Origin of the sequence: Shewanella sp. SP2S2-4 (assembly GCF_031932025.1) — a bacterium.
In the GTDB taxonomy this organism is placed as follows: Bacteria; Pseudomonadota; Gammaproteobacteria; order Enterobacterales; family Shewanellaceae; genus Shewanella; species Shewanella baltica.
In genome coordinates this window covers 147,555-160,020 of record NZ_JAUOER010000005.1, presented here as the reverse complement: position 1 = coordinate 160,020, position 12,466 = coordinate 147,555, and the positions used below count along the sequence as shown (strand labels likewise).

Genomic DNA, 12,466 nt, shown 5'->3' with positions numbered 1-12,466 from the left:
ATTGATTTTTATATCTGGCTGTATTTTAAAGATAAAATACAGCCTTTTTGTTTTTCTGTGTCAGTGATTGCCTAAATTTGATTTTAGATCATAAATCACTTAAAAAAGTAAATGACAACGCTGTCATTTTTGCTGTAACATTGAGTTAACTAAAGTTGAGCGCTGTATTAACGGCAAATAATAAGCAACGGTAGCGCTGCATTGATAGGTGAAGAGGGGTGTCATGGGGTTAGTCCAGACAAAAGATCAACAACTGTTTATAGGTGTAGATGGCGGCGGCAGTAAATGTCGAGCCACCATCTACTGCGCAGACGGTACCGTTTTAGGGACAGGTGTTGCTGGGCGTGCAAATCCACTGCATGGTCTCACACAAACATTTGAATCCATTGAAGCATCGACTCGCCTGGCGTTGCTGGATGCGGGCATGAACGAGAGCGATAGTCACTTGCTGGTGGCGGGTCTTGGTCTTGCTGGCGTAAATGTCCCTCGGTTATATCAAGACGTGATCAACTGGCAGCATCCTTTTGCGGCCATGTATGTCACCACAGATCTGCATACGGCTTGTATTGGTGCCCACCGCGGTGCCGATGGCGCAGTGATCATCACGGGCACAGGTTCTTGCGGTTATGCCCATGTTGGTGATACCAGCTTGAGTATTGGCGGTTATGGTTTTGCATTAGGTGATAAGGGCAGCGGTGCTTGGCTGGGATTAAAGGCCGCCGAACACGTGTTGTTAGCACTCGATGGCTTTGCCGCGCCGACCCAATTAACCGATATGCTGCTTAATTATTTTAACGTCACAGATGCGCTCGGCATTGTCGAAAATCTAGCGGGTAAATCATCAAGTTGTTACGCCGTATTAGCCAGAAGTGTGCTTGATTGCGCCAATGAAGGTGACGCAGTCGCGACGGCGATAGTGCAAGAAGGCGCGGATTATATTAGCGACATGGCGCGTAAGTTATTTTACCTAAATCCGGTGCGTTTTTCGATGATCGGTGGCCTTGCTGAGCCTTTACAAGCTTGGCTCGGTGCCGATGTAGTTGCCAAAATTTCAGAAACCTTAGCCCCACCCGAACTCGGTGCTATGTATTTCGCCCAGCAAGAATTTAATAAGTCGTTGTCAGTGCAAATAGGCACTGAAGCCAAATCCTGTATTTGAACGTGAAGGTAAAAGACATGACAAACACTATTATGGAGCAAGAAGCTCGCACCGCACCGCAAAAAATCGCTGGTCAGTTAGAAGCTAACGCTGAAATCATGCAGCAGTTAGGTGAAAAGCTGCGCGCCTTCGATCCCCGTTTTGTAATGATCGTTGGTCGTGGTTCATCGGATCATGCGGGTGTGTTCGCTAAGTACTTATTTGAAATCGAAGCGGGTGTACCGACGTTTGCCGCAGCCCCATCAGTGGCGAGTGTGTATGGTAAGACCTTGAAACTCGAAGGCGGTTTAGTGATTGTGATTTCACAATCTGGCCGCAGCCCTGATATTTTGGCGCAGGCGCGTATGGCAAAAAATGCCGGCGCTTTTTGTGTTGCCTTAGTGAATGATGAAACCGCACCGATTAAAGATATCGTCGATGTGGTTGTACCTTTACGCGCCGGCGAAGAAAAAGCCGTTGCCGCGACTAAGAGTTACCTCGCGACCTTGTCGGCGATTTTACAACTTGCCGCCGCTTGGACTCAAAGCGAATCGCTTGCTAGCGCCGTCGCATCTTTACCCCAAGCGCTGCAAACGGCGGTGGACGCTGAGCCACAACTCACGCCAGAATCTGTTACCGACGTGAAGAACTTAGTCGTACTTGGCCGTGGTTTAGGTTATGCGGTATCTAAGGAAATCGCGCTTAAACTGAAAGAAGTGTGCTCAATCCATGCCGAAGCATTCAGCAGCGCCGAGTTCCTCCACGGTCCTGTGACCTTAGTTGAGAAAAAACTCACTATCGTCGATGTGTGCATTGGTGATGAATCCTACGCTAGCCACATCGAACAGATTGAAAATGTGAGCCAACGCGGCGCCGATTTAGTGCATCTGAATCAAACCTCGACCGACATTCACCCCCGTGTGGCGCCGTTAGCCTTATTACAGCGTTTCTATATCGACGTGGCTGCGGTTGCGATTGCCCGCGGTATCGACCCTGACCAACCGGCTGGCCTTAAAAAAGTGACGCAAACGCTCTAAGCTGCCGAAATTAAAGACTTAAGTCACTCGTGTTATTTATTGAAAGAGGTTTGCGATGAAAATCACCCTGATCGCCGAGCGTATTTTCGATGGTGAATATTTCCATCAAGATGTGCCTGTGACTGTTGAAGACGGGCACATTCTGGCGTTTGATACGGTTGTTGGCGCGAAGGACATCCGCCAAGCCGGAACGCTGGTACCAGGTTTTATCGATGTGCAAGTGAACGGTGGCGGCGGGGCGTTATTCAATGCCGATCCGAGTGTTAATTGCATTGAAACTATCGGCCGTGCCCATGCGCGTTTTGGTACGACAGGATTTTTACCTACGCTTATCACAGATGATGTCAGTGTGATGGCAAATGCAGCCGATGCAGTGGCTGAGGCTTTAGTCAAAGGTAGCGCAGGCGTTTTAGGGGTGCATTTTGAAGGGCCGCATTTATCTGTGCCTAAAAAAGGTGTACATCCACAGGGTTTTATTCGCGAAATCACAGAGGCTGAACTCGCGGTATTTTGTCGTCAAGATCTGGGGATTAAAGTGGTCACGCTTGCGCCAGAGAATGTGTCGCCAGAGGTGATCCGCACGCTTGTCGCTTCGGGCGTGAAGGTGTGTTTGGGCCATTCTAATGCCGACTACGACACTGTAGTTGCAGCATTAGCGGCAGGCGCGACGGGCTTTACCCATCTTTATAATGCGATGTCACCACTGGGCTCCCGTGAGCCGGGCATGGTTGGCGCGGCGATTGAGAGTGAAACCGCGTGGTGTGGTTTGATTGTCGATGGTCACCATGTGCACCCAGCGGCGGCAAAGGTTGCACTACGGGCAAAACCGAGGGGCAAGATGATGTTAGTCACCGATGCTATGCCGCCTGTCGGAATGGACGATGAGACTAGCTTCGAGCTCTTTGGTACTCGAGTGCTGCGAGTCGGTGACAGATTAAATGCCGTGACAGGCGAGCTGGCGGGCTGTGTGCTCGATATGGCGACTGCGGTCAATAATACCGTCAACTTGTTGGGTTTGCCTTTGGCGGAAGCTTTGAGAATGGCGGCGCTTTATCCCGCGCAGTTCCTCGGGATTGACCATAAAGCTGGCCGTTTAGCACTGGGGCATAGGGCTGATTTTGTCTTGCTCGATGCGCACAACAAAGTGCAGGCAAACTACATTGCTGGAAATGCCGTTTATGTTCGCCCTTAGTGTGCGTTGAGTCAGCAAAGCGTTAACCTTGGCCCTTGTCGTATTTTGATGACAGGGGCTAAGTTTTTTTATTGTACAGCATTAGTTTTGCTCAACTTTACTAAAAGCTTTTAATAACAATAATAAAGGATGATGGCATGGGGACGACACAGACAAATGCAATTGCGCCAGTAAAGGTGAATAAACCTAGGTTGATGTCGCTGGATGCACTGCGCGGCTTCGATATGTTTTGGATTTTGGGCGGTGAGGCTTTGTTTGGTGGCTTGCTTATTTTAACGGGCTGGGCAGGTTGGCAATGGGGCGATGAGCAAATGCACCATAGCCAATGGCATGGTTTTCACTTCTACGATTTGATTTTTCCGCTGTTTATTTTCCTCTCTGGTGTGGCCTTAGGTTTATCCCCTAAACGTTTAGATAAATTACCTATGAAGGAGCGATTACCTGTGTATCGTCACGGGATTAAACGACTCTTTTTATTGCTGTTACTAGGCATTTTATACAATCACGGTTGGGGAACTGGCGCGCCTGCCGATCCTGAAAAAATTCGCTATGCCAGTGTGTTAGGTCGAATCGCCTTTGCATGGTTTTTTGCCGCATTATTGGTGTGGCACACGAGTCTACGAACCCAAATTATCGTCGCCTTGGGCATTTTGCTTGGTTATGGCGCAATGCAACTTTGGTTGCCTTTCCCTGGTGGACAGGCCGGCGTGCTCTCGCCAACGGAATCCATCAATGCCTATGTCGATTCGATTTTATTACCCGGCGTGAGCTATCAGGGACGCACGCCCGATCCTGAAGGTTTACTGTCGACTATTCCCTCCATAGTCAATGCGTTAACGGGTGTGTTTGTCGGTCACTTTATTGTTAAATCCCATCCTAAAGGTGAGTGGGCCAAAGTGGGGTTGCTCGCTGCTGCGGGTGGCATTTTCTTAGTCTTAGGTTGGCTGTTAGATCTTGTTATTCCGGTCAATAAAGAGCTGTGGACCAGTTCATTTGTGCTTGTGACGTCGGGCTGGAGCATGATACTGCTGGCGGTATTCTATGCCTTAGTCGATGTGCTTAAGTGGCAAAAATCCGCATTTTTCTTCGTGGTGATAGGCTCGAACGCCATCATTATTTACTTAGCGTCGAGCTTAGTGGATTGGAAATATATCGCTCAAAGCGTGTTTGGTGGCTTAGTGCTGGCCTTGCCTGAAAGCGCTCAAGCGTTAGCTGCGGTTATCAGCTTGCTCGCGGTGCAGTGGCTGGTTTTATATTGGATGTATCGCCGCAATATTTTTGTCAGAATTTAGTCAGTTGGCTTAATAGCTTGAGATCAGCCGCACGCACTCAGTGTCTGCGGCTTTTTTTACATTATTTTCTGGATGTGAGTCATCACTTACTTACAACTTAGCTATCGGCCAATTGATGATTACGAGGGAATATTCGCGAGAATTTATTAAATGACAGCGTTGTCTTTTTGTGTTATTTGTTTTAACATCACTGAAACAATGGTGAGTTTGGATGATAACATTAGCCATTGCGGACGAGTCGCGATACGGATATTCGGGAACTTAGGCATTAATTTAAACCCCGTTATCACCTCAATAATTAATTACTATAAGAAGCAGGTTTATGGAAATGACACTCGATAAAAGCCAGCAAAAAAGCAGCTTTCTCCCCATGGCCATAGTGGCCGCTCTCTTTTTCATCCTCGGATTCGCCACTTGGTTGAATGGGTCTTTGATGCCATATTTGAAACAAATATTGCAACTCAATCCCTTTCAAGCGTCGTTGATCCTGTTTTCTTTTTATATCGCAGTGACCTTTACTGCCTTGCCATCCGCCTGGCTTATTCGCAAAGTCGGTTATAAGAATGGTATGGCGATTGGCATGGGTGTGATGATGCTGGCGGGTTTACTGTTTATCCCCGCCGCGGAAACCCAAATATTTGCCTTATTCCTTTTCGCCCAATTAGTGATGGGCGCGGGCCAAACTCTATTACAAACTGCGGTTAACCCTTATGTGGTGCGTTTAGGCCCTGAAGAATCCGCCGCTGCCCGTGTGAGTGTGATGGGTATTTTGAACAAAGGTGCGGGTGTGATTGCGCCTTTGGTGTTCTCTGCACTGATTTTAGACAGCTTTAAAGACCGTATTGGTACTGAGCTGACTCAAATTCAAATTGAAGAAATGGCTGATGGTCTAGTATTCCCCTATTTAGGCATGGCGATTTTTATCGGTATTTTAGCGCTAGCGGTAAAAAAATCCCCATTACCAGAATTATCCAATGAAGATGAAGTGGCTGAAAATACCGATAAAGGCCAACTTAAAGCGGCGCTGTCTCACCCTAACTTAGCCTTTGGCGTGTTGGCACTGTTTGTTTATGTGGCGGTGGAAGTGATTGCCGGTGACACTATAGGCACTTTTGCGTTATCACTCGGAGTTGAACATTACGGGGTGATGACCTCCTATACTATGGTGTGTATGGTGCTAGGTTACACGCTTGGTATCCTGTTAATTCCTCGCTTTATTTCACAGCCTAAGGCTTTAATGGTGTCGGCTATTCTGGGTTTGTTACTGACATGCGGGATTTTGTTCGGCGACAATAACTCCTACGCTATCGCCAATGTTGTGTTAGTGCCTTTTGGTGGCGTTGCGCTGCCCGACACCCTGTTGATGATTGCCTTCCTTGGTTTAGCCAATGCGATCGTTTGGCCTGCAGTATGGCCGCTAGCATTGTCTGGGATGGGCAAATTGACCAGCACAGGTTCTGCGCTTCTCATCATGGGGATTGCTGGTGGCGCCTTTGGTCCAGTGTCTTGGGGCTTAATGAGCTCGGCGACTGATATGGGCATGCAGGGCGGTTATATTGTGATGTTGCCCTGTTATCTGTTCATCCTGTTCTACGCGGTGAAAGGCCATAAAATGCGTAGTTGGTAGACAAGTCAGCTTGAGTCGCTAAAAAGAAGCCCTCGATGATGAGGGCTTTTTTGTGTCTTAGTTTATCTAAGCGGTTCTTCCGAACTTTATACTAAGGCTAAATTAGAACGCGTAACTTACGCTAGCAAGCACGGTATCCGAGGTTTTAAATGCGCCATCAGAGACCTTTTGGTCGCCGCTAAGATCTGTGCCTAACCAAGCGAGAGAAAGCCCAAAGCCTGACAGTTCAGTCGATACGCCAACAGAGTAATCTGAGTAGCTATCAAAGCCTTCACCGTCATCCAATGCATCACCAACGTTATAGCCGTAGTGCAGATCGAGACTCCAGTTCTCAACAAATTCATAGGAATAGTTAAGCTCAGCATAGTGATAGTCTAAATCACTACCGCCGTAGTCATTGGTGTACCAGTAAGCGGCGCGAAAGCCTTTATAATCCATGCCAGCTGTAACTTCAAAATAGCCAATGTCACTTTCGCCTGAGTAGTTATAACGGTTAAGGGTAATGTCGTAGGTCAGATCTTCGTTGATCTCACCGCCATAGGCGACATAGAAATCGTATTCGATTGCAGGGCCGTTATAACCTGGCTCATCAAAATCCACGTTACTTGCCCAAGCACCGACAGAGAAACCCGAGTCGAAGCTCCAATCGATACCGCCTTGCAGGGCAGGATCGCCAGCGGTTTGTGAAACGCCGCGGAAACGATAGTCGTTAGTGAGACTAATTTCCCCTGTTACTTCGGCGGTGGCCATGCCGGAGAATAGGGTCGTGGTTAGCGCGAGTCCGACAAGCTGTACCAGCCGTTTTTTATTCAGATTGTTATACACGGTATTTCTCCCATTTTCTTTGTTGACTCGGACGTGTTACTGGCGGCCATGATTATTCAATCGCGCCAGTGCATCCGTTGGTTTGCCAAACAACAGCCTAGGAAAACCCGTTGCTGTGACCTCATGGCGAGTTATTGCTAAGATAACTTAGCTTTTTTGAGGCTAACATCAGCCTCGTTGATCTCACTTTTGTTCGAAAATGACGTAAACCTTGCGGCAGGGTTCCACTACTTCCCAAGTGCCTTGAAAGCCCGCGGGTATAATAAACCTGTCGCCCACAGTGAACGTCTGCGATTGACCTTGAAGATCTGTGATAACACTTATTCCTTCGAGGATTTCGCAGTACTCGTATTCAGTGTAGTTTATTTTCCAAGCGCCTGATTCACTTTGCCAAATTCCACTGTGAAATTGATCACAAGGACTAGAATAATGATTCTCTAGCCCTTGAGTTGGATTGCCTGCTAACAACTTTTCCGCCGGTAACTGATAGGTCTCGACGGGTGTTTGCGCCGTAGCAAAGCGAATAATGGCGTTGATGCTCACAGTCATTTGCGATTTCCTTGTTGAGCTGACATTCGGCTATTTCATCGTAGGCATTACAAACTCGGCTTGAGTCTGTTTACCTACGGGCCAGCGGGCAGTAATTGCCTTACGTTTGGTATAAAAACGCACGCCATCTGGACCATGCATATGCAGCGGCCCAAAGAGTGATCGCTTCCAACCGCCAAAACTGTGGAACGCCATTGGCACCGGGATCGGCACGTTCACTCCAACCATACCGACTTGCACGTGGTGGCAAAAATGTCGCGCCGCTTCACCACTTTGGGTGAAAATCGCCGTGCCATTGCCAAATTCGTGTTGGTTAATCAGCTCAAGCGCCGTTGGGTAATCTTTCACGCGCACAATCGCTAGCACTGGGCCAAAGATTTCTTCGCGGTAGATGCTCATTTCAGGCGTGACGTGGTCGAACAAACAGGCGCCGAGGAAATAACCCTGTTGATTTTCTTCAACACTCAGTTTACGGCCATCGACCAGCAGCGCTGCGCCTTCTTGCACACCGGCTTCAACGTATTGGGTGACCTTGGCAAGGTGCTGTTTTGAGATCAGCGGACCCATTTCCATCTCTGGCGTCAGGCCGTTGCCGACTTTTAAGGTTTGGATTTGCGGTAGCAGTTTTTCCACTAACGCATCGCCTACATCGCCTACTGCCAGCACGACTGAAATTGCCATACAACGCTCGCCAGCACTGCCGTAAGCTGCACCCATTAAGGCGCTAACTGCTTGATCTAAATCCGCATCTGGCATGAGTAACATATGGTTTTTCGCGCCGCCTAAGGCTTGCACGCGTTTGCCATGTTTAGAGGCTGTGCTGTAGATGTATTCGGCAATAGGCGTTGAGCCCACAAAGCTCACCGCTTGCACATCTTTATGGGTGAGTAAGGTATCGACGGCTTCTTTGTCGCCGTTAATAACGTTAAACACGCCATCGGGAAGACCCGCTTCTTTAAGCAGCTCAGCAATACGCATCACCGAGCTTGGGTCTTTTTCTGAGGGTTTCATAATAAAGGTGTTACCGCAGGCAATCGCGATTGGGAACATCCACATGGGAACCATCACGGGGAAGTTAAAGGGCGCTATGCCTGCGACAACACCTAAAGCTTGATTAACTGACCAAGAATCGACCCCGCCACCGACTTGCTGGGTGTGTTCACCTTTAAGCAAGTGCGGAATACCACAGGCAAACTCGACCACTTCGAGACCACGGATCAACTCGCCCTTAGCATCGTCGATCACTTTGCCGTGCTCGCGGGTGATAAGCTGCGCCATTTCATCTAGGTTCTGCTCAACTAAGGCTTTGAATTTAAATAACACTCGAGCGCGGTTGAGCGGCGTGACTTGTGACCATGTTTCAAAGGCGGTTTTAGCGATTGCGATGGCTTCACCCACTTCGGTTTCGCTTGCGAGTGAGACTTGGCCACGTAGTTCACCCGTGGCGGGTTCAAAAATATCTTGGGTTCTGGTACTGGCAGGGGTGTGCTGACCATTAACAAAGTGAGTGATCTTGAGCATAGTTAACCTTTGATGTTCCCCGCCGCAGCGGGGTGTTAAATGTGAGAGTGGAACGAACAGCTGGCGCTATTATCCAACGGCGTTAATGGCATCGCTTAGGCTATTAACCATTTGGTCTATCTCGCGTTTATCGACAATCAGTGGCGGTGACATAGCAATAATGTCGCCCGTGGCTCGCACTAAAGTGCCATGACGGAAGCAGTGTTCAAATACGCCATAACCCCGTTTACCCGCGCCTTGAGCGTTAGGGGAGAATTGAATCCCAGCGACTAGCCCTGTGTTGCGAATATCAATCACATTCGGCAACCCTTTGAGGCTGTGCACGGCGTCTTCAAAGTAGCGTTCAAGCTCAAAACTGCGCTCGAATAATTGCTCATTCTCATAAATCGATAGGGTGGCAAGCGCCGCCGCTGCAGCGACTGGATGACCGGAATAGGTGTAGCCGTGGAAGAACTCAATCAGTTCATTAGGGCCTTGCATGCAAGTGTCGTGGATAAAATCTTGCACGAACACTGCGCCCATAGGAATCGCACCGTTATTGATGGCTTTAGCCGTGGTGATAATGTCTGGAATAACACCCCAACGCTGACTCGCGAAGGCGGCGCCAACGCGGCCAAAAGCGGTAATGACTTCATCAAAAATCAGTAGGATGCCATGCTTTTTAGTGATTTCACGCAGACGTTTTAAGTAACCTTGTGGCGGCAATATCACCCCTGCTGAACCCGACATTGGTTCAACGATTACGGCGGCAATGTTTTCGGCGCCATGCAGGGTAACAAGCTGTTCTAATATCTCGGCTTTTTCAGCGCCAAAGTGTGAGAGTCCACGGGTAAATGCCGCATTTTGGATATCTAAGGTATGAGGTAAGTGATCGACGCCCTGCAGTAATTGGCCGCTAAATGCTTTGCGGTTATTGCTTAACCCACCCACAGAGATGCCGCCAAAGCCGACACCGTGGTAACCCATTTCGCGCCCGATAAAGCGAGTGCGTGAGGCTTGACCGTTGGCTCTGTGATAGCAAAGTGCCATCTTAAGTGCTGTATCGACGGACTCAGAACCTGAGTTAGTAAAGAAGACTTTGTTTAATCCTTCAGGACTTAGCTCGACTAAGCGCTCGGCAAGTTCAAAGGCGATAGGGTGACCCATTTGGAAGGAGGGCGCGTAGTCCATCTCTTTAATTTGTTTGCTGACCGCTTCGCTGATTTCTTTGCGACCATGGCCTGCGTTACAACACCATAAACCGGCGGTAGCATCTAATACCTTATTGCCATCAATATCCGTGTAATACATGCCTTCCGCTTTGGTGAGTAACCGCGGGTTGGCTTTGAATTGGCGGTTGGCGGTAAAAGGCATCCAGAAATGTTCAAGTGAGGGATGCTCAGTTGAAGATTGATGTGAAGCATCACTTGAGGAATTGAGCGGCAAATCGGCCATAGTGTCTACCTTGTCCTGTATTTTCAGGTCTTGTTTTAGGGTGGCTAATATTTGCTATGCTATGTTAGAAATAATGAACATGGAAGAGCTGTGTGCAGTTATTTGTGGCAAAAAAGCTATTTTTGTAAAAAATATTGAATTTTATTGCTCAAACAGCGTAATCTGAAGCTCGGATTACGACTGTGATGATGTGTAGCATTTGCGCTAATGTCGTCACTGGTCACTATTTCTTGTCGATGAACGATAAACCACACCTATGCGAACTATTAAGAGGTCATCATGAGCACACCGAAGAAACGCAGCGAATGGGAAAGTCTTGCTGCCAGCCTGTCTATTAATGGGAAGGCGTTTATCAATGGCGAATACCAAGATGCCGTTTCGGGTAACACCTTTGATTGTATTAGCCCTATCGATGGCCGCTTGCTGGTAAAAGTGGCGAGTTGCGATCTTGCGGACGCCAATCTTGCGGTTGCCAATGGCCGCAGCGTATTTGAGTCTGGTGTTTGGTCACAGCAGTCTCCGGTAAAGCGCAAACAAGTGATGATACGTTTCGCCGAATTACTCGAAGAAAATGCCAATGAACTCGCATTGTTAGAAACCCTCGACATGGGTAAACCGATCCGTTTCTCCAAAGCAGTGGATGTGGCGGGCGCCGCCCGTGCGATTCGCTGGTCTGGCGAGGCGATTGATAAAATTTACGATGAACTCGCACCAACCGCTCACAATGAAATTGGCATGATCACCCGTGAACCTGTCGGTGTTGTCGCTGCAATTGTGCCGTGGAACTTCCCTATGCTGATGGCGTGTTGGAAGCTCGGGCCTGCACTTGCCACGGGTAACAGTGTAGTATTAAAACCCTCTGAAAAGTCACCTTTAACGGCTATCCGCATGGCGCAACTCGCCATAGAAGCCGGGATCCCACAGGGCGTTCTCAACGTGTTGCCAGGATTTGGTCATACTGTGGGTAAAGCCTTAGCTCTGCATATGGATGTGGATACGTTGGTGTTCACAGGTTCGACAAAAATTGCCAAGCAATTAATGATTTACGCTGGCGAGTCGAACATGAAACGCGTGTGGTTAGAGGCGGGAGGCAAGAGCCCCAATATCGTCTTTAATGACGCACCAGATCTGAAAGCCGCTGCTGTTGCTGCGGCCGAAGCGATTGCCTTTAACCAAGGTGAAGTTTGCACCGCAGGTTCGCGTTTGCTGGTGGAATCCGGGGTGAAAGATGAGCTTATCGCGCTTATCGCAGAGGAGTTAGCCTCATGGCATCCGGGTCATCCACTCGACCCTGCCACTGTGAGCGGCGCCGTTGTTGATAAACAACAGTTAGACACAGTACTCAGTTACATCAAAGCGGGTAAAGATGAAGGTGCGACCTTAGTCCACGGTGGCAGCCAAGTCATGGCCGATACGGGCGGTGTATATGTGCAGCCAACGGTATTTTCTAACGTAAACAACCAAATGAAAATTGCCAGTGAAGAGATCTTCGGCCCTGTGTTATCTGTCATTGAATTTAATGGCATGGAAGAAGCGATATCAATCGCCAACGATACTATTTACGGTTTAGCCGCTGGCGTGTGGACATCGAATATAAGCAAGGCCCATAAAACCGCCAAAGCCCTGCGCGCTGGCATGGTATGGATCAACCATTACGATGGCGGCGACATGACAGCGCCGTTTGGTGGCTATAAACAGTCAGGTAATGGCCGAGATAAATCTCTGCACTCCTTCGACAAATACACAGAACTGAAAGCGACTTGGATCGTGTTATAAACGCTCTGTTTTTATAACTGCTCTTTTTTTGTCTATATAAAAGAAGGAGCCGCTTTCGCTCAATACTAAAACCTC

The 12,466-nt window shown here is 48.5% G+C and carries 10 protein-coding genes; 6 read left to right on the top strand and 4 right to left on the bottom strand.

Annotated features, from left to right (window positions below; translation table 11 throughout):
- The first annotated feature begins 223 nt into the window (after positions 1-223).
- The 5 genes from nagK (at position 224) to nagP (ending at position 6,286) form a co-directional block, all read left to right on the top strand.
- Positions 224-1,159, top strand: coding sequence for an N-acetylglucosamine kinase (gene nagK, locus Q4Q54_RS06355; protein ID WP_311987994.1), 936 nt, complete (start codon positions 224-226; stop codon positions 1,157-1,159).
- Positions 1,160-1,176: 17 nt separating this feature from the next.
- Positions 1,177-2,175 carry a glucosamine-6-phosphate deaminase NagB-II gene (gene nagB-II / locus Q4Q54_RS06350; RefSeq protein WP_311987993.1) on the top strand — a complete coding sequence of 333 codons (999 nt, stop codon included), beginning with the start codon at positions 1,177-1,179 and terminating at the stop codon, positions 2,173-2,175.
- 55 nt (positions 2,176-2,230) lie between these two features.
- Positions 2,231-3,367, top strand: a complete 1,137-nt coding sequence (nagA, locus tag Q4Q54_RS06345) for an N-acetylglucosamine-6-phosphate deacetylase (protein ID WP_311987992.1) — start codon at positions 2,231-2,233, stop codon at positions 3,365-3,367.
- Between the two features lie 137 nt (positions 3,368-3,504).
- Positions 3,505-4,659: a transmembrane glucosamine N-acetyltransferase NagX gene (gene nagX / locus Q4Q54_RS06340; protein ID WP_311987991.1), complete on the top strand. Its 1,155-nt coding sequence runs from the start codon at positions 3,505-3,507 to the stop codon at positions 4,657-4,659.
- 328 nt (positions 4,660-4,987) lie between these two features.
- Complete coding sequence (gene nagP / locus Q4Q54_RS06335) at positions 4,988-6,286, top strand: N-acetylglucosamine MFS transporter NagP (RefSeq protein WP_311988017.1); 1,299 nt, start codon at positions 4,988-4,990, stop codon at positions 6,284-6,286.
- Between the two features lie 102 nt (positions 6,287-6,388).
- On the opposite strand, the gene Q4Q54_RS06330 is transcribed toward nagP, so the two are convergent.
- The 4 genes from Q4Q54_RS06330 to Q4Q54_RS06315 all read right to left on the bottom strand — a co-directional run bounded on the left by Q4Q54_RS06330 (position 6,389) and on the right by Q4Q54_RS06315 (position 10,615).
- Positions 6,389-7,111, bottom strand: coding sequence for a TorF family putative porin (locus tag Q4Q54_RS06330; protein WP_311987990.1), 723 nt, complete (start codon positions 7,109-7,111; stop codon positions 6,389-6,391).
- Between the two features lie 183 nt (positions 7,112-7,294).
- Positions 7,295-7,660 carry a cupin domain-containing protein gene (locus tag Q4Q54_RS06325; protein WP_006080672.1) on the bottom strand — a complete coding sequence of 122 codons (366 nt, stop codon included), beginning with the start codon at positions 7,658-7,660 and terminating at the stop codon, positions 7,295-7,297.
- A gap of 30 nt (positions 7,661-7,690) precedes the next feature.
- Positions 7,691-9,181, bottom strand: a complete 1,491-nt coding sequence (locus tag Q4Q54_RS06320) for a CoA-acylating methylmalonate-semialdehyde dehydrogenase (protein WP_311987989.1) — start codon at positions 9,179-9,181, stop codon at positions 7,691-7,693.
- Between the two features lie 69 nt (positions 9,182-9,250).
- Entirely contained in the window at positions 9,251-10,615 is a 1,365-nt protein-coding gene (locus Q4Q54_RS06315) for an aspartate aminotransferase family protein (RefSeq protein ID WP_259527129.1), read from the bottom strand.
- Between the two features lie 279 nt (positions 10,616-10,894).
- Here Q4Q54_RS06315 and Q4Q54_RS06310 point away from each other — a divergent pair, with 279 nt between their 5' ends.
- A complete protein-coding gene (locus Q4Q54_RS06310) occupies positions 10,895-12,391 on the top strand; it encodes an aldehyde dehydrogenase (RefSeq protein WP_006085008.1) in 1,497 nt (498 codons plus the stop codon).
- The last annotated feature ends 75 nt before the right edge of the window (positions 12,392-12,466 follow it).

Coding starts and splice junctions, on each gene's coding strand:
- Q4Q54_RS06320 (WP_311987989.1), bottom strand. CDS start 9,181: ATGCTCAAGATCACTCACTTTGTTAATGGTCAGCACACCCCTGCCAGT.
- Q4Q54_RS06310 (WP_006085008.1), top strand. CDS start 10,895: ATGAGCACACCGAAGAAACGCAGCGAATGGGAAAGTCTTGCTGCCAGC.
- nagB-II (WP_311987993.1), top strand. CDS start 1,177: ATGACAAACACTATTATGGAGCAAGAAGCTCGCACCGCACCGCAAAAA.
- nagX (WP_311987991.1), top strand. CDS start 3,505: ATGGGGACGACACAGACAAATGCAATTGCGCCAGTAAAGGTGAATAAA.
- nagP (WP_311988017.1), top strand. CDS start 4,988: ATGACACTCGATAAAAGCCAGCAAAAAAGCAGCTTTCTCCCCATGGCC.
- nagA (WP_311987992.1), top strand. CDS start 2,231: ATGAAAATCACCCTGATCGCCGAGCGTATTTTCGATGGTGAATATTTC.
- Q4Q54_RS06325 (WP_006080672.1), bottom strand. CDS start 7,660: ATGACTGTGAGCATCAACGCCATTATTCGCTTTGCTACGGCGCAAACA.
- nagK (WP_311987994.1), top strand. CDS start 224: ATGGGGTTAGTCCAGACAAAAGATCAACAACTGTTTATAGGTGTAGAT.
- Q4Q54_RS06315 (WP_259527129.1), bottom strand. CDS start 10,615: ATGGCCGATTTGCCGCTCAATTCCTCAAGTGATGCTTCACATCAATCT.